This is a genomic window from Opitutales bacterium, assembly GCA_013215165.1.
GTDB lineage: Bacteria > Verrucomicrobiota > Verrucomicrobiia > Opitutales > JABSRG01 > JABSRG01.
The window spans coordinates 35,551-51,665 of the sequence record JABSRG010000019.1 but is presented as its reverse complement, the minus strand read 5'-3'; the positions used below and the strand labels follow the sequence as shown (position 1 = coordinate 51,665).

The 16,115-nt window shown below is 49.4% G+C and carries 14 protein-coding genes; 10 read left to right on the top strand and 4 right to left on the bottom strand.

Going from position 1 to position 16,115, the window contains the following annotated elements:
• The 3 genes from HRU10_05850 to HRU10_05840 all read left to right on the top strand — a co-directional run.
• On the top strand, positions 1-236 hold a 236-nt coding region (locus HRU10_05850), incomplete at its 5' end, for a hypothetical protein (GenBank protein ID NRA26758.1).
• Between the two features lie 6 nt (positions 237-242).
• Entirely contained in the window at positions 243-3,344 is a 3,102-nt protein-coding gene (locus HRU10_05845) for an efflux RND transporter permease subunit (GenBank protein NRA26757.1), read from the top strand.
• Between the two features lie 56 nt (positions 3,345-3,400).
• Complete coding sequence (locus HRU10_05840; GenBank protein ID NRA26756.1) at positions 3,401-4,291, top strand: glycosyltransferase; 891 nt, start codon at positions 3,401-3,403, stop codon at positions 4,289-4,291.
• On the opposite strand, the gene HRU10_05835 is transcribed toward HRU10_05840, so the two are convergent.
• The 4 genes from HRU10_05835 to HRU10_05820 all read right to left on the bottom strand — a co-directional run bounded on the left by HRU10_05835 (position 4,288) and on the right by HRU10_05820 (position 9,340).
• A complete protein-coding gene (locus HRU10_05835; protein NRA26755.1) occupies positions 4,288-5,601 on the bottom strand; it encodes a hypothetical protein in 1,314 nt (437 codons plus the stop codon). The genes HRU10_05840 and HRU10_05835 overlap by 4 nt on opposite strands.
• On the bottom strand, positions 5,598-6,641 hold the full coding sequence (locus HRU10_05830) for a glycosyltransferase family 4 protein (GenBank protein NRA26754.1): 1,044 nt from the start codon (positions 6,639-6,641) through the stop codon (positions 5,598-5,600). The genes HRU10_05835 and HRU10_05830 overlap by 4 nt, the downstream gene beginning before the upstream one ends.
• Before the next feature lie 1,145 nt (positions 6,642-7,786).
• On the bottom strand, positions 7,787-8,800 hold the full coding sequence (locus tag HRU10_05825) for an inositol monophosphatase (protein NRA26753.1): 1,014 nt from the start codon (positions 8,798-8,800) through the stop codon (positions 7,787-7,789).
• Between the two features lie 15 nt (positions 8,801-8,815).
• Complete coding sequence (locus tag HRU10_05820; protein ID NRA26752.1) at positions 8,816-9,340, bottom strand: NAD(P)H-dependent oxidoreductase; 525 nt, start codon at positions 9,338-9,340, stop codon at positions 8,816-8,818.
• Positions 9,341-9,614: 274 nt separating this feature from the next.
• Here HRU10_05820 and HRU10_05815 point away from each other — a divergent pair, with 274 nt between their 5' ends.
• The 7 genes from HRU10_05815 (at position 9,615) to HRU10_05785 (ending at position 16,111) form a co-directional block, all read left to right on the top strand.
• A complete protein-coding gene (locus tag HRU10_05815; GenBank protein ID NRA26751.1) occupies positions 9,615-10,211 on the top strand; it encodes an HNH endonuclease in 597 nt (198 codons plus the stop codon).
• Positions 10,212-10,425: 214 nt separating this feature from the next.
• The gene (locus tag HRU10_05810; protein NRA26750.1) at positions 10,426-11,478 is read left to right on the top strand and encodes a LacI family DNA-binding transcriptional regulator; all 1,053 of its coding nucleotides are present in this window, start codon (positions 10,426-10,428) and stop codon (positions 11,476-11,478) included.
• Between the two features lie 61 nt (positions 11,479-11,539).
• Positions 11,540-12,727, top strand: coding sequence for a pyridoxal phosphate-dependent aminotransferase (locus tag HRU10_05805; protein NRA26749.1), 1,188 nt, complete (start codon positions 11,540-11,542; stop codon positions 12,725-12,727).
• A 66-nt stretch (positions 12,728-12,793) separates the two neighbouring features.
• Positions 12,794-13,342, top strand: coding sequence for a gamma carbonic anhydrase family protein (locus tag HRU10_05800; protein ID NRA26748.1), 549 nt, complete (start codon positions 12,794-12,796; stop codon positions 13,340-13,342).
• Between the two features lie 376 nt (positions 13,343-13,718).
• On the top strand, positions 13,719-14,939 hold the full coding sequence (locus tag HRU10_05795) for a hypothetical protein (protein ID NRA26747.1): 1,221 nt from the start codon (positions 13,719-13,721) through the stop codon (positions 14,937-14,939).
• A 14-nt stretch (positions 14,940-14,953) separates the two neighbouring features.
• Positions 14,954-15,256 carry a hypothetical protein gene (locus HRU10_05790; GenBank protein ID NRA26746.1) on the top strand — a complete coding sequence of 101 codons (303 nt, stop codon included), beginning with the start codon at positions 14,954-14,956 and terminating at the stop codon, positions 15,254-15,256.
• An 18-nt stretch (positions 15,257-15,274) separates the two neighbouring features.
• A complete protein-coding gene (locus tag HRU10_05785; GenBank protein NRA26745.1) occupies positions 15,275-16,111 on the top strand; it encodes a FliA/WhiG family RNA polymerase sigma factor in 837 nt (278 codons plus the stop codon).
• Positions 16,112-16,115: the final 4 nt, after the last annotated feature.

The following is a 16,115-nucleotide window of genomic DNA, read 5'->3' as shown; positions in this document are numbered from 1 at the left end:
TAGACACGATCAACCGCTACAGCCGATCAATACTCACCCCTGATCTCCGCCATCAGGCCTTATGGGATGGCTGTGAAGAGAATCGTATCTCATTTAGTAAGCTACAGGTCTTGCTCGCTGATGGTGATTTTGTGTATGCGCGCGATGGATTGGAAGAAGGCGACTTGATCTGCCTGACATCCCCCCAATCGCTCTACAGTGGGACCCTCGTTTCTTGGGAAGCAGACACTGAATAAGCAGCGATGAGTGTCGAGGAGCAACAGAAGGGAACGATAGCATGGTTTGCGCGCAATCCCGTCGCCGCGAATCTCTTGCTGGCTCTGATCGTGATTGCGGGCCTGATGTCTATCTTTACTATAGAGAAGACGGCTATGCCGCGATTCGCGCTGGATTTGATCACGGTTCAAATGGCTTATCCGGGTGCTTCGCCAACGGAGGTGGAGCGAGGTATCTGCATCAAGATCGAAGAGGCGCTGCGGGATATTGAGGGGATTGAGCAAATCGAATCGACGGCTCGCGAAAGCTTTGGGACTGTAGCCGTCGAGGTGAGCACCGACTATGATATCACCGAGATTCTCGACGAGGTGAACATCGCCGTCGGCTCCATCTTCACATTTCCTGAGAATGCGGAAAGGGCAGTTGTGAGCCGGACAAAGATCCAGCAGGATCTGATCGATATCCAGATTTATGGTGATGTCGACGAGCGGGAGATGACGCGGCTTGCGAAGGAAATCCGCCTTGAGCTGCTTAATCTGGGCGACATCAGTCGGGTGGATTTGGGCGATGTTCGGGCCTACGAGGTCGCTATTGAGATTTCTGAGAACAAGCTGCAGCAGTTCAATCTGAGCTTGGAGGACGTTGCCCAGGCCATCCGCTTTTCGTCCGTCGATTTGCCTGCAGGTGTCATCAAAACGGATGCCTTCGACCTGCGCCTGCGCACGGAGGGGAAGGCATACACGCGCAAGGATTTTGAAGAAATCGTCTTGAAGCAGAGCTCCGATGGCGGTCGCGTTTTGGTGAGGGATGTTGCCAGCGTGTCTGACGGATTTGAGGAAGATCGTCGGAACCCACGTTTCAATGGAAAACCCAGTGTGAGCCTAAGCGTCTATTCGGTCGGTGGTCAGAGTGAGCTACAGTTGGCTCAGTTGGTGAAGCATTATGTTGCGGAGAAGCAGATTGAGCTGCCTGAGGGAGTGGAGATCGAAACATGGCTTGATGTCTCTTATTACCTGAAAGGGCGGCTCAATATGATGATCGAAAACCTGGCCTTGGGTGCCTTGTTGGTTTTGATTCTTTTAGGCTTATTTCTTCAACTGAAGGTAGCTTTTTGGGTGGTTGTGGGTATTCCCGTTTGCTTCTTGGGCACGCTCTGGCTGATGCCTCAGTTTGATGTGTCGGTGAATATGTTGAGCCTGTTTGGCTTTATCTTGGTGCTCGGTATTTTAGTGGATGACGCCATCGTCATCGGAGAAAATATCCATTCCTATGTCGAGCAGCACGGACCGTCGGAAAACAATGTCATCGCCGGTGCTCGGCAAGTCGCGCTGCCTGCGACTTTCGGCGTATTGACGACGATCGCCACGTTTGTCCCGATGCTCATGATTGAGGGGGCTTTCGGGCCCTTGTGGAAGGCGATCGGAGCGGTCGTGGTATTGGCGCTTACTTTCTCCCTGATCGAGTCGAAGTGGATACTTCCGTCTCATTTGATGAGTCTAGGGCGGGCGAAAGCAGACAAAAAGCAGGGTGGACCCATTGCATTCATCCACAAAAAAATCGATGGAGGCCTAAAGTTTGTGATTCATCAGGTGTACCGCCCGGTGTTGGAAAATGCGTTGGAGTTTCGCTACGCGACGGTGGCCATTTTTGTCGGTTGCTTAATCTTCATCGTAGGCGTGGTGGCAGGGGGTATTATTCGGTTCGTATTTTTCCCATCACTGCCGAGCGATTTCTTGATTGCACAGATCCAGATGGAAAATGGGATGGGCTTCTCCGATTTGGAGGAGGCGATGGTAAGGATTGAGGACGCGCTTTATGTGGTTGACGAGGAGCTCGCCGTGATTGAGGGGGGAAGTTTGGTCAAACACCTCCGGACCGCATTGTCGTCGCGCAGTTCGGGGTTTATGGTCGTCGAGCTCAACAAAGCCGAGACACGAACAGTCGACACAATACAAATAAGCCGCATGTGGACCGAGGCGATCGGAGATATCCCCGGCATTGAGAAACTCGATGTCGGTAGTGGTGACGATGGGGCTCCGGCTCTCAGTGTAAATCTGTTTGGAGAGGATTTAGAGCAACTCAAGGCGGCTGCCGAGGAGTTTGCAGACGAGCTCGATGCTTATCCTGGGATCTTTAATACTTCGGTAAGTTTGACGGAAGGTCCGCGGGAAGCGGTGCTTTCGATCACACCAGAAGCTCAAGCTATGGGCCTAACGCTGGGGCAAGTTGCGTCTCAAGTGCGCGCTGGCTTCTATGGTGTCGAAGCGCAACGCATTCAGCGGGGGGAGGATGAGGTAAAAGTAATGGTGCGCTATCCGGCAGACGAACGCAGCCGGGTCACCGATCTCGAGTCGATGTATTTCCGGCTACCGGATCGAACAATCATACCGTTCTCTCGTGTGGCTCATATCGATTATAAGACGGGATATTCTGCGATTCAGCGATTGGATGCGCAGCGCACAGTAAACATCAGCGCTATGGCAGATCGAGAGATTGCAGAGCCCGAGAAAATCGCGCGCGAATTAGAGTCTGTTTTTCAGGAAAACTATGCTCCACGTTACCCCGATACTCGTTTCAAGCTGACTGGACAGAGTCAAGAGGCACAGGAATCCCTGGGCACCCTGATCAATGGGCTGTTGCTTGCGATGTTGGTGGTCTATACGCTCATAGCGATTCCGCTCAAATCCTACCTCCAGCCTTTGATCATCATGTCGGTGATTCCCTTTGGATTTATTGGAGCAGCAGTCGGGCACTGGATTTTGGGTTTACCCATAAGCGTATTGTCAATGTGCGGCTTGATCGCATTAGCGGGTGTAGTGGTAAACGACAGCTTGGTGATGGTTGATTTTGTAAACCAAGGGGTAAGGAAAGGGATGGATCTTGCCGTCGCTGCGCGGGACGCTGGGGTGCGACGATTCCGGGCTATTCTCCTCACGTCTCTCACAACCTTTATCGGTTTGATTCCAATTATTTCTGAATCGAGCTTACAGGCCCAGATCGTCATCCCCATGGCGGTTACCTTGGCCTTCGGTATCTTGTTTTCAACGGTCGTTACGCTGGTCCTTATCCCAACGCTCTACCTCATCATCGAGGACATGAAGCGTGTGTTTCGGTCAGCCTTGGGCTAGATTAGATACGCGCTTCTGATATTGCGGTCGGCAATAATGTTAAAAGGATACTCTGGATGCGCCTTTCGGTCGTAACAGCACTTTTCAATGGTCTCGATTATACACGTGCATATTTAGATTCTCTCTTAGAATCACTGGAGGATGTGATCGATTTTGAGATTATTTTTGTGGACGACGGGAGCTCCGATTCTACGCGAGAATGGCTTCAATCGCTGGATCTATCAGTTCCCACCAAGATCTTTTTTAACGACGCAAATCTGGGCTATGGGCGAAGCAATAATTTTGGTGCATCGAAAGCGGAGGGAGACGTTTTGGCATTCCTTAACAATGATATATTGCTTCAGAGCGGATGGTTCGAGCCCATGTTGGAAGCCTTGAAGCGGCCACACCGCTGGATGGGGCATGAGCGCATGCCCGGCTTAGTAGGGAATGTTCAATGGCGAGTCAGCGATCCTGTTTTAGACCATGCTGGCATCTACTTTGATATCTATTCTGCCCCACAACACCGCGATTTTGGCGAGAAACAATTGCGTCGAAAGGGCAGTGAGGCGGTGGTCGGAGCCACCGCGGCGTGTTGGGTTACGGAACGAGAATGGTTTACTAGACTTGGTGGCTTCGATGAGCGCTTCGTTAATGGAATGGAAGATGTCGATTTTTGCCTACAGACATTGGAATGGGGACGGGTGCCGGTGGTATCTTTTGATAGCCAGATCAAGCACCATGTAAGCGCTAGCCGAGTTGGGGGTGCCCAGGATGAGAAGAATTTTTGGGAGCTTTTTCGGAAGTGGCGCTATGTCCTCAATGAAATTGCATTCATAACGGCAGAGAATGAAATGCAGAGCGGCGTGCGGCGGGTTTTTCGTAAAGGCTCAGGACCGAACCGCAAACTTCAGTCTTTTATCAATCATTCCGCTAAGCTGGTGTTGAAGCCGCCTTCCTCTCACTAAATAATGTTCTCAAGACGTTGCGCGAGGTGCGTCGCTACCTCCTCATTATCCATCGATTTATTTAACCATTTTGCATAGCGCTGCCGTAATAGGTCTTTTGTCGGCTTGGATCTTTCATTTATGGGAAACTCGGCGATTTTCAGCACGGCGGCCACATAGTCTTCAACAGAGTGTTTTTCCTCTAGAAAATTCTTCCCTTCTTTGCCGTACTTAATGCCCATGTGTGGATTTTTTAAGAGCATGTCCCAAGCTGCATGGATATCTGCTGCTTCGTTTTTTATAGCAGTTTTGATCACAGTATTTTCGGGAAGCCCTTCATAATAGCCGTAGTTCGTGACAAGGCAGCACGCCTCTTGATTCCATGCACGCAAAAGCGATCCCGATGATTCTCCGCGACTGGGGTAACGTAAGTTGATCACAAGATCAGTATTCCGAATAAGCTGGTCCAAGCCGTTCTCATTCAGGAATCCATGCAGCGTCACCAAATGCTGGATCCCCATGTTTTTAAGGCGTCGTTCGACTGCAAAACGCGGATGTATTTTCCCTGCCAGGTGTAAGCGGATTTTGTCTTTATGTGGATAGCGATAAAGGGCCTCGAGAACCGGGATAAGCCTGCGGTTGTCGCCGCCTATATATCCAAACATTAAGCAATGTAGCGGCGATGATTCCTTGCGCATCGCAGTCTGCCGTTCTTTTGGAATCGTCGACGGGTAGGGCAAATAGGCGTGGAAAATAGGCCGCTCTAGCTCATTTAGTAAGGGCTTTGGAGATTCTAAAAAATCTGGGTGCGTGTGTTGTATCGCGCCCCAACATCCCGAGATTAACCACTGGGTAAATGGGTATTTCTCAGCAACATCATAGGTTTCTGGGTCTTCGAATGCCTGCCGTATCTCTTGGTCAGTAGTTTGGCCATATATCCGCCTGCCGAGCAGAGCGAGCGAAGTGTTTTGTCCCAAGCTTTTGTTATAAATGGATTTGCCAAATTCGAAGAGCGAAAGGTCGTGCAGAATCGCGCAGCCAGAGAATTCCTTCGATTTGGTCCAGATATCTCTGTGAAAGGCAGCGTTGTTCCCGAAATTGAAAAATATGGCATCCGCTCTGTTCAAATCAGTGATAGCGCGTTCCGTATCTGTGTAGGAACGGATGGGGCATGATAGACCGAGCGTAGAGCGTTTCTTTTTCAAGTCGCGCTTGTCTGTCCACAGAGTCAGGTTGCAGAGTCTCTGTAGTTCGCGTGCTACCCTCACACTGAAGTTTGCAATATCGGTTTCAGACGGAGGGAGTGGGGAAAACCAATGTATCGTCTTCATTGCATGAGTGTTTGAACAACGTGTTCCCACGATATATTTAAACTCTGATAGAAAGCATACCCGTTCTCGCCGCGTTTTTTGCAGTCTAAAGGTGACTCCCAGGCTATATCCATCGCTTGAGCGATCGCGGCGACTTCGGGCTCACAAACCCAACCATTGTCTCCACTCACAAACTCTGTGCACCCTCCGGAGTCCTTTGTAGTGATGACTGGTTTTTGAGATAACATAGCCTCTAGCGGGACGTATCCATAGTCCTCGTCATACGGGCAATATACGACAGCACGGGTGCGTTTATAGAGGTCCACGAGAACGGTGTTTCTTACGTAGCCGAGCAGTTGTATTCTATCTCTTGCGCTCGAGCGTTTGATGGTCTTTTGTATGGCTTTGCCGTTAGGGCTGTTGTCCAGTTGTCCGGCAAAGACCAGTTGGACGGGTTTTTGGGTTTTTTCGAGTGCTGAAACAATAAGATCCGGGCGCTTGAGTCGTTCCACTCGACCTGGAACAAGAAAAAATGGTTCGGCTTCTCCGGGACTGAGTAGGTCGGCTAGACCAGGTGGGTGATAGAGTGGGGGCGCTTCAAAATTGCAGTAGCGTTTCATCCGTTCGGAAACATTTCTGGAATTTGTGAAGACCGCTGCTGATTTGTTCAGAAGCTCGGATTCCTCATCAGAGATATAGTTTCTTAAAGCGGCACCACCCTGTTGAGATGCCAAGTCTGCATTGAGATGTTTCCAGGTATCAAAAGCGGATCGGTATTGGTGGATTACCCAGAGTACCTTATTTGGGTGCCTGATGTGATAAGCGGGGAATCGAAGTCCAATTACTCTATCAACGCTTATGCCATTGACGTATTCGATATCCATTAGCCGAACGGCCATGAGATGATCTGCGATACTCCATGGCGTGCGCCAATTAAAAGGTATGGTAACGAGTTCGGCTCGGTGCCCGGCATTATTTAGAGCTGTTACCAAGTGGTCTGCATGAATCTCGGCGCCGCCTCGAGTGAAAGGAACGGCGGTATTTACCACTGCGATATTCATGAGGTCTCCACAAGGTTTTCAATGCGAGCGTCGGATGCCAGTTGCAAGGTGAGTAGTGCATCCGTTTCACGCCTGAATCTTAGGAACAGGTTTATTGGCGTAATTCTGTAACTTGGTACACTCAGAGCAATCGAAGCGGTTTGATCCTTTTTTCTATAGTGTATCGTGCGCGCTTTGATCCATTTTGTATGAAGCCGAACGATTTTAAAAACCGGGGGGCTCGGTGAGGTGCTTAGGGCAATGCTACGGAGTTGAGATTGTATGTCTCTCGACTCGGCAAGATACGATTCTCTCATAGCCACAGATGGCGAAAGCCTACTATGAATTCGTGCCAATTGATAGAGAAGGTTCAGGCATCGGTCTGCAGGGAAGAGTAATCTTCGCGCCAAATAGGGCCACTTTGGATGCCTGTGGATAAGATACTCTATGTATGCCAGGATATTTCTAATTTCATCATCAATGTGAAACAAACCACCTTTTTGGTAGGGGTAATTTTCTTCTGAAATCAGAGTCTCAGGCAGGACTAAGTGTCTCCCTGGCTCGTTCTCTAAAAGGATTGTTTGGTCTAAGAGTTGAGAAATCGTCGGATGCGGCATGGGCGATTTTTAAACGATGAGTGAACGGATCTTCTGGTCAATCCTCTCCAGTGTCCGCCAATACTTATGTCCTTTATTTATTACATCTGCCCAGGAGCTAAGTGTATACGTAAACAACCCCGTCCCTTTTAAAATCGTCCCTTTTAAAATCCCCGACTCCGATTAAACCAAATCGAGAAACACTGTTTCAGCGTCTTCATAAATTCCGAGACGTTGCCTATCCGTGCCAGGAGCAACCGACGTATCTGCTGCCCCTCCTCAGAATTCGTCTTTAAAGCCTCTTCCACCACGGCCAAATCTATCGACTGGTGATCCATCGGCTTCGGATACAATAGCGCATACCGCCGCACCTACTCTACATCCGACACCGCCTTCGCCGCACCACACACCCGCACCAAAATATGCACATGATTCGACATCACCACATACGCCAACACCTCCACCCCTCAAAACCTAGCTACCTGCCGCAGCATCTTCCGCATCATCTCCTTCTCCCGATCCTTAAAGTAAAACTCACCATTCACCGTCCGCGTCATGCAGTGATGTCTATCATGACGATGCTTTTCTTAGTTTTTTTAGTAACTGTTTAAGTACGGGGCGGATATGGAAGGCTAGCTGAGGGTTTGCATAGGCTGCCCAAGAAACAGCTTCTGTGGTATTTACTCGAAAGTCTAATGGGCCACCGTCGGGTCGTTCAATGATGCATCCGGATTCCTCAAGAATGAGCCATGCCCCAATATCATAAGGATGGCAGGTGAGGATGTTATCGAGGCCCTCAGCCATGTATACCTCGCGGCGTGCATCGATGATCGCTCGATCATGTCCCATCAAGATTTCATAAAACTGGCCACCTGTGCTCATATATTGATCGTCAAAAATCACGGGGCTACCCGATTCAGTAAGACCATGGATCGAATCAATAAGCTCGATTTCAAGCCGCGTGAGTGTGAGGCGACCTTCGGGGAAAAATTTTGCGAACGAGAAAAAGCCATGAGTGATGTCAGTGCCTTGATAGGGTGAGGGTTTCAGTGGGCCCTTTTCTCCCGTGAAGAGCTGAATGCGCTCGCCAAAGACACCATCGAGTCCGCAGCCCTTTATCGCATAAAATGAATCCGCGTAGCCCGCTTTGCTGGTAGGGAGTTCTACCAGGACCGATACCACGATATCTTCGGTGCTGGGTTCCTTGTTCTTAGCAATAGGTGCGATGCCGGCAATAAACCATGCCGAACGTTTATCATACATGATTCCGCGGGTGCCGTCTATGGGATCGATAAGGCAAATCCATTCAGGCGATTGATCCATGGTCGGGTAAATCAATTGACCTTCAGACTCGGCGCCTTCCATGACTAGGCGCACTGGGGGGAGATCGGTCCATTCTCGAGAGAACCATTCTAAGATCACGGCCTCACTTACCGTATCGATCTGGTATATAATATCTGATGCCTCAACCTTGGCGATAGCTGTCCGCTTGTTACTAGGTTTTCTTTTTTCAGAGCGCAGGCAATCACGGACGACGAGACCGAGGGCGTGGAGGGCTTGAGCAGCTCTTTCGAATTCAGACAAAGCTGGAGATTGGGTTTATTCCGATAGGATCTGAATCTTCGACATATCCTGATATAGCTTCTCTAGGCGTTCTTGGAACTCTGGCTTCAGAGTATCATTTTTTATCCAAGAATCGTAGGTGGTATAGAGAAACCGCGGCACAATCACGGTGCGGAAATCAAGCATCAAAGAATTGGCGAGAGACATTAACGACATATAGCTGTTGTGCCCGCCCGCAGCCGCCATAAAGGCGACTATCTTGTCCTCAAAAGACCGCCCAACCAGCTCGATGATCGATTTGGTAACCGCGTTCACTGTATAATTATAAATGGGAGTTGAAAAAACGATATGTGACGCGCGCTCGACAGCCTCCTTTATCTTAATCCCCTCAGGATGGTCCCAACTCTCTTCAGGCCCTGAAAACGGAATTGGATGCTCGCGCATATCGAGAATTTCGTAGGATTTATCCATACTTTCCAGGTGATCAGCGAACAAACGCGCGAGCATCTGCGAATTGGAGAATTCATTAAGGCTCGTAGCAAAGATCGCGATATGTTGCATATGTCAAACAACAGACCGCGGTAGATCGATGTCAAGATGTAGGAACAGCTAAATTGCCTTAGAATAGATGCTATTAGCAAACTCAAACCAGCATTGCAGCTTCTACTAGCAATACACCTTCGAGCAGATGAGCGGAATTTAAAAAGAACCCCACATGTTGTAACATAACAGCTCCAAAAGCCCTATATTTTGTGTTTTGCCCGAAATTTTTCTGTGACCACATCAAAGTCCTGGTTGACAACCTGTTGGCTGATTCGTGATATGATCTATTCCGATGGAAGGCGTAGATAACCACCGGGTATTGGTTTTAAACCGCGTTTGGCAAGCAGTGAATATCGTTGGTGCCAAACGAGCCTTCTCGCTCCTTCTTCAAGGACACGCGCAGGCGGTTTTTTCCGACGAGGGGCAATTCGAGATGATGGGGGGTGAAGAGTGGATAGCGTTTTCTTTGAAAAATCCCCCGAAAACCGGCCAGCCAATAATGCGGACGGTACGACTTACTCTGCGTGTTCCAAGTGTGCTAATATTACGCGATTATGATCGATTGCCGGCACAGGAGGTGAAATTTCATCGACGAGCCATCTTCGAACGAGACGGGTATCAGTGCCAATACTGCGGGGTCCAGGGGCGTGAAGAGGAATTGAATTTGGACCATGTAATTCCGCGAGACTATGGTGGCCGAACTAGTTGGGAGAACATCGTCACCTCTTGTATTTCGTGCAACAGTCGCAAGGCAAATCGACTCCCACATGAGGCTAAGATGAAATTGATTCGGAAGCCGGAGCGCCCACGCTGGCGCCCGTTTGTAAGTACACTCAAACCCCACCAAATCGAAGATGCTTGGCGTCCGTTCCTGACGAAGGGCGCATAATTACAGGCTTATTTCGAAATCCGTCATTTAGATTGCTGCACTCATGCGAGGGAAGGGACTTTCTCCGCAATGAGTTAACTAGACTGATTTATTTGGCCGCGATTAGGCACCATTATCGTAGACTTTAAGTGGTGTGTTTGGACACCAAATTGGTCATTTGATCATCCTCGGGTAATGCTTTAGACGAATAAAAATTTTCTAGATGAGAGTAACTATGAAAGATTTGGCAGAAAAGCTCGGTGTGAGCCGCTCTGCTGTCTCCCTCGCAATTCGGAATGATCCGCGCATCTCGCAAGATCTCAGGGATCGAGTAAATGCGTTAGCTAAAGAAGTAGGTTATGAGCGTGACCCGGCATTAGGCATCTTGGCGACTCATAGAAAAGCGGTACCTGTGAAACGCCCTTGGTCCTGTTTGGCCTTTGTTACAGAGTCACGGCCGGTATCTAAACGGGAAAAAGCTTTTAAGAAACGATTGGATGAAATCGACAAAACAGCGCAAACACTTGGTTATAATGTCGACCGTTTTTATCTCTCTGACTACTCCAATCTAGATCACTTATGGCAGGTGATTATAAGTCGGGGAATCCCTGGAGTGATTTTTGGCCAATTAAGCCCTGGTCACTCATGGGAAAAGATATCTTGGGATCATTTTTCTGCGGTTCAATTGAATTGGGGTTATGACCGGTTACCCATGCATATGGTCGCCTCAGATGCTTACAATTACGGTGAGCTGTTTGTAGGCAAGTTGGTTACAGCTGGAGCGCGACGGATTGGTTTTGCGACTTTTGTCCCGAAAAATCACCCCTATCCGGAATACGTTATGCCTCTTGGCGAGCGCCTGACGGTGGCCGGACTGCGCGAAAGCGTCATCTCTGAAAACAGGTTCCGAGAAAAGGATAAAATAGAGTTCGTAGAGACATGTGCCATACACAACGGATTCGACGGACAGGAAAAGTTTATTTCATGGATCAAGCAGAATCGCATAGATGGAGTGGTTGGTCTCAATGATGTGTTTTACATGATGCTCAAGGATGCGGGTATCCGTATGCCTGATGAGGTGCAATTGGCATTGATAAACACGAACCACATCGACCCTGAAAATGGAATTGCCGGGCTTGTAAATGGTCAGGCGAGAGTGGCTAAACGAGCGGTTGAGTTCCTCGATGAGCTAATTAGACTCCGGGTCCGTGGCGTTCCTGAGGAGCGGGTGACCGTGGCTGTCTCGCGTCGCTTCGTTGAGGGTGCTACTCTCCGAAAAACTCGCTAGCCTTTATAATTTCGTTTTTCTCGCTTTCAATGAAAGAACACTGAGGTAAAAAGGGCTTGTTATGAGTATTACTGACAAGCTGTCTACTTGGGTGAAAAACGTGGCTCCGTCGCCGACCTTAGCCGTCGATGCAAAAGCCAAGGCGCTCAAAGCTAAGGGGGTAGATGTATGCGGGTTTGGAGCGGGTGAACCCGATTTTGATACACCGGACTTCATTAAAGAGGCGGCGATCCAGGCACTAAAAGATGGCGAAACTAAATATTCGCTTGTTCCTGGTATCGCCCCTCTTAGACAAGCCTTGGCGGAGAAGTATACTAACGAGAATGACCTGACAGGTGTAAAGCCTACTCAGTTTGTGGTCAGCCCAGGTGGGAAATATTCATGTACTCTGGCGATTCGAGCTGTCTGCGATCCTGGGGATGAGGTGATCATTCTTGGTCCATACTGGGTAAGTTACCCCGAGATGGTGAAACAATCGGGAGGCATTCCACGGATTGTCAGTTCAACGATGGATGATGGGTTCAAGGTAAGCCTTGAGCGTATAAAGGCTTCGATCACAGATAAGACCAAGATGGTCGTGCTGAATAGTCCCTCAAACCCAACAGGCGCGATCTACGAGAAGTCTGAGATCCAAGCCATTGCCGAGCTCTGCGCAAGTAAAGGTATTTTCCTAATGTCGGACGAGATTTATGAATACCTTCTCTACGATGGTGCCACGCATTTCAGTCCGGCGTCCATGGACCCGGAGATTTCAGATTGGGTCATCACTGTCGGAGGATTTAGTAAGACTTTTTCTATGACTGGTTGGCGCCTCGGAACACTGCTCGCCTCGGAGCCTGTAGCGAAAGCGGTTTCGAATCTGCAGAGCCAAACCACCTCTGGAGCAACGACATTTGCCCAGTATGGTGCTCTTGCCGCTCTGGAGAATCGTGCCGCGGCCCGCGCTGCGATAGCCGACATGCTGATCCACTTTGATCGCCGTCGACTGATGTTGGTTGATGGGCTCAATGCTATTGACGGTATTCGCTGCTTCCGATCGCAAGGTGCGTTCTATGTCTTTCCTGATATCTCTGGGACTGGATTAAGTTCTGATGTATTCTCTGAGCGCATCTTAGAAGAACATCAGGTTGCCCTGGCATCTGGAACTGGCTTCGGTGCCGAAGGGTATCTCCGCTTGAGTTATGCTACTTCTGATGCAGTCATTCAGACTGGTTTAGAGAAGATTAAATCGTTTGTCGGATCCCTCTAGTTGCTTTAACACCGGCGGCGATTTGGAGTAATGCCTTCAAGTCGCCAACTTCTAACACTCCGGGATATGGATTTACGCACTCGTTTAGACAGGTTTCTGAATCGTAACCCGGATATCGCTGCAGATGCCTTTGTCCATCCCGATGCCACAGTTATTGGAGATGTAAAGCTCGCTTCAAAATCATCTGTGTGGCCCAGAGCTGTGCTGCGAGGTGACATAGAACGCATTGTTGTGGGTGAGGGCTCCAATATCCAAGACGGTAGTGTGGTGCACCTCGCTGATGACCTGGGTGTTTACATTGGCGACTATGTGACCGTGGGGCATCTGGCCATGATCCACGCCTGTTCGATCGAGGACGAATGTCTGATCGGAATGCATGCAACCATTCTCGACGGTGCCGTCGTCGGCGCACGTTCGATTATCGGCGCAGGTGCAGTGGTCACACAGGGGATACGTATACCCCCGGGATCAATGGTTTTGGGGACCCCAGGTAGGGTAGTGCGTGAGCTAAGTATAGACGAGCAAATGAGTCTACGTGGGTGGGCCGAGAAATACGTCGTGGTTTCTCGTGTGCATCGTGAAAAGCTTGAAGCTGCGTCGAAGACTATCCGCTAGAGTTGAGAAAATAATACCATTTACCGATCAAAGGTGATGGGAAAATGCTGCCATTATGAAGCGGTTAGGTTGTGGTGGAATTTTTTTAATTTTATAAGATCCTGAAAATCATTAGCTTGTGAGTCTCTTTGTGTCGTTGGCATCTGCGAAGCTAGGTTTTTGAGCAGATGATGCAGAACACGATAACACCAGGGGCCCAAGCTCGCGTAGAATGCGAGACCAGGATTTGTCGGGGGCGTTTTCCCGATACCTGGCATGCCCTCGGTCTGCGTCGCAAACTTTACATTTGGTTTCCCAATATCCACGACGCTAAGCCCCTCTCTCGACTTGTCGGACGTGATCAATTTCTGGCCTGAAGCCTTGGCACTCATCTTCAATGTCTAAAATCACACCCCAGATTAAAGAACAAGGCACCCCCGAGGTGGATCCCAATATACTACCGGGAAAAAAATACAGGTTTGTGGTAAAAAGTGCCGAAGAAGCAGTTAGAGTTATTCAAGAGCGTATGGGTGGCAAGGGCCGCGTGCTTTCAGTGAAACAACTTGATGGCCAAGGGCTCAGTCGCTTCCTCAATTCCCCTCGATTGGAAGTTGTATCGCACATTCCTGTAGCCGAAGAAACGGGTGCAGATTCAGAGGGCAATAAGAGCGAATCCAGAAAATTTAACATTACGCTCCCTGACGAATTGGAGGATTCCGACGAAAATGTAGATCTAGGTATTACGGATAGTCTTGGAGAAAAAGAGGAGCCAGCGGTATCCGACGATTTTAAGGCTTCGGCTCCCTCACCTACCAAACCTTCATCTCGCACTGCAGCTTCTCGGTATGAGAGCACGCGCACTGATTACCAGTCAGTAAACCTATCTCGTGTACTACGGAGTGCCGGATTCGATAATGTTTTGCTGGCTGGGCTCGAAAACTCTCCTCTTTGGGAGAAAATCAAAGACAAACCCACGTCCCGTGCACTTGCGGAAGTCTCACATTGGCTACGCCGTGATTTTGAGCGTGTTGATCGCATAGAAATCGCCCCCCGGATAGCATTTATCGGAACGCCTGGCGTTGGAAAGACGACCGCACTCTGTAAGCAAATCACCCAAGACGTCTTGATCGGTAATCAAAACGTCCACGTCCTCAAAGTAGACCACGAAACGCCAAATCCAGATGATGCGCTTCGTCTGTTCTGCGACGTTATGGGGGTTAATTTTCATCGTAATCCTGCCGTTATCGACGAATTGTCTGAAAGTGAGCGCGTATATCTGGACCTTCCAGGTATCCACAGGACAAAGAAAGAAGAGTGGATACGTATACGCCGACTGCTCGACGAAATGAGAGTCGAGTCTCGCGTCTTAGTTATCAACGCCGTCTATGAGCTGTCACTGATCAAGGACGCATTGCAGATGGGAGGCGAAATGGAGGTCAACCATCTCGTGATGACTCATCTAGACGAGTTGTCTCAGGCCACGAAACTCTGGTCGATTGTCCGCAAAGGCGGTCTCTCTCCCTGGTTTGTTAGCACCGGCCAAAATGTGGCCGGAGACTATACCACCGACATCATTAGCAGCCTGCTCGAACGTACCTTCCCTCGTAATATTCTCTAAACCCCCTAAGAACAATGAACGCCGCTAAATTCTTCATATGTCTTGCCAGTTTCCTGGCCTTCTCGGTCACCTTTTTCACCGGAATGATGACGGGCAGTGACTTCATCCCGATACTACGCGACGCCGCGATCGCCTGTTTGATCGCAGCTTTTGTAACTCGTTTTTTCGTCCAAATCATCATCAACGCCGTCCGAGAAGCACACATCGATCATATGAATGAGGTGGCTGAGTCTGAAGATAGCGGGGCAGCGGCTGATCAACCCTCGGGGGCAAAGGCCAGAGCGGTCTCGAAAGCTCAGGAGCCTGTAACTCAATAACCTTTCACGTAGAATATCATGACTGCATCAATAGACTCACAAAAGACACAAAGCTCAGAATCCGCTGCCCGTAATACACGGGCACCTGTTCAGCCACAAGCCGTTGCTGCTGCCTATACTCAATCTCAAAATTCTGGCTCGAACGGGGAGCCGCCTTGGGAGCTGGTAGAGAAATATCTGCCATTGGTTAAGTCGATTGTGGCCCGAATGAACACTCACTTTCCATCGAAAATCGATGCGGAGGATCTTTATTCCATAGGTGTCAAAGGGCTCATTATGGCCATATCCAAATTCGACCATTCCAAGAAAAAGTCATTCGCATCGTATGCTATCTTGCGTATCCGGGGAGCTATTCTCGACGAGCTGCGCCGTATCGATTGCATGCCACGCTCAAACCGCTCCAAGGCGAAAGAGCTCCGCAAGCAGGTCAACGAAATGGAAGCACGCCTCCGTCGTCCGGTGTCTGAAGAAGAGATCCGCAAAGAGTTGGGGCTTAACAAGAAAGAATATGCAAAGTTGATGCAGCAGGTGCAGCCTATAACGCACGTAACCTTAGATCAGTCGCCCGATCCAGAAGAGTCCAAGGGTCCGACCATCGCTGACGCAATCAGCGATCCGACCGAAATGAATTCCCGGGAGACAGCTGAAAATAAAGAGATGTTCGACTTGCTTCGCACCCGGATTAAAGATCTTCCTGACGTGCCTCAGCGGGTATTGGTGATGTATTACTACGAGGAAATGAATTTTGCTGAAATTGGCGAAGTCATGGGACTCACAGAATCGCGCATTTGCCAAATTCACTCCCAGGCGGTCTCAGGTCTACGCAATTACCTCGAATCGGCAATGAATCGATAGCCTC

What these genes read in the sequence shown, in the direction of transcription:
- HRU10_05845 (NRA26757.1), top strand. Translation starts at nt 243, where the DNA reads ATGAGTGTCGAGGAGCAACAGAAGGGAACGATAGCATGGTTTGCGCGC.
- HRU10_05840 (NRA26756.1), top strand. Translation starts at nt 3,401, where the DNA reads ATGCGCCTTTCGGTCGTAACAGCACTTTTCAATGGTCTCGATTATACA.
- HRU10_05835 (NRA26755.1), bottom strand. Translation starts at nt 5,601, where the DNA reads ATGAAGACGATACATTGGTTTTCCCCACTCCCTCCGTCTGAAACCGAT.
- HRU10_05830 (NRA26754.1), bottom strand. Translation starts at nt 6,641, where the DNA reads ATGAATATCGCAGTGGTAAATACCGCCGTTCCTTTCACTCGAGGCGGC.
- HRU10_05820 (NRA26752.1), bottom strand. Translation starts at nt 9,340, where the DNA reads ATGCAACATATCGCGATCTTTGCTACGAGCCTTAATGAATTCTCCAAT.
- HRU10_05815 (NRA26751.1), top strand. Translation starts at nt 9,615, where the DNA reads ATGGAAGGCGTAGATAACCACCGGGTATTGGTTTTAAACCGCGTTTGG.
- HRU10_05810 (NRA26750.1), top strand. Translation starts at nt 10,426, where the DNA reads ATGAAAGATTTGGCAGAAAAGCTCGGTGTGAGCCGCTCTGCTGTCTCC.
- HRU10_05805 (NRA26749.1), top strand. Translation starts at nt 11,540, where the DNA reads ATGAGTATTACTGACAAGCTGTCTACTTGGGTGAAAAACGTGGCTCCG.
- HRU10_05800 (NRA26748.1), top strand. Translation starts at nt 12,794, where the DNA reads ATGGATTTACGCACTCGTTTAGACAGGTTTCTGAATCGTAACCCGGAT.
- HRU10_05795 (NRA26747.1), top strand. Translation starts at nt 13,719, where the DNA reads ATGTCTAAAATCACACCCCAGATTAAAGAACAAGGCACCCCCGAGGTG.
- HRU10_05790 (NRA26746.1), top strand. Translation starts at nt 14,954, where the DNA reads ATGAACGCCGCTAAATTCTTCATATGTCTTGCCAGTTTCCTGGCCTTC.
- HRU10_05785 (NRA26745.1), top strand. Translation starts at nt 15,275, where the DNA reads ATGACTGCATCAATAGACTCACAAAAGACACAAAGCTCAGAATCCGCT.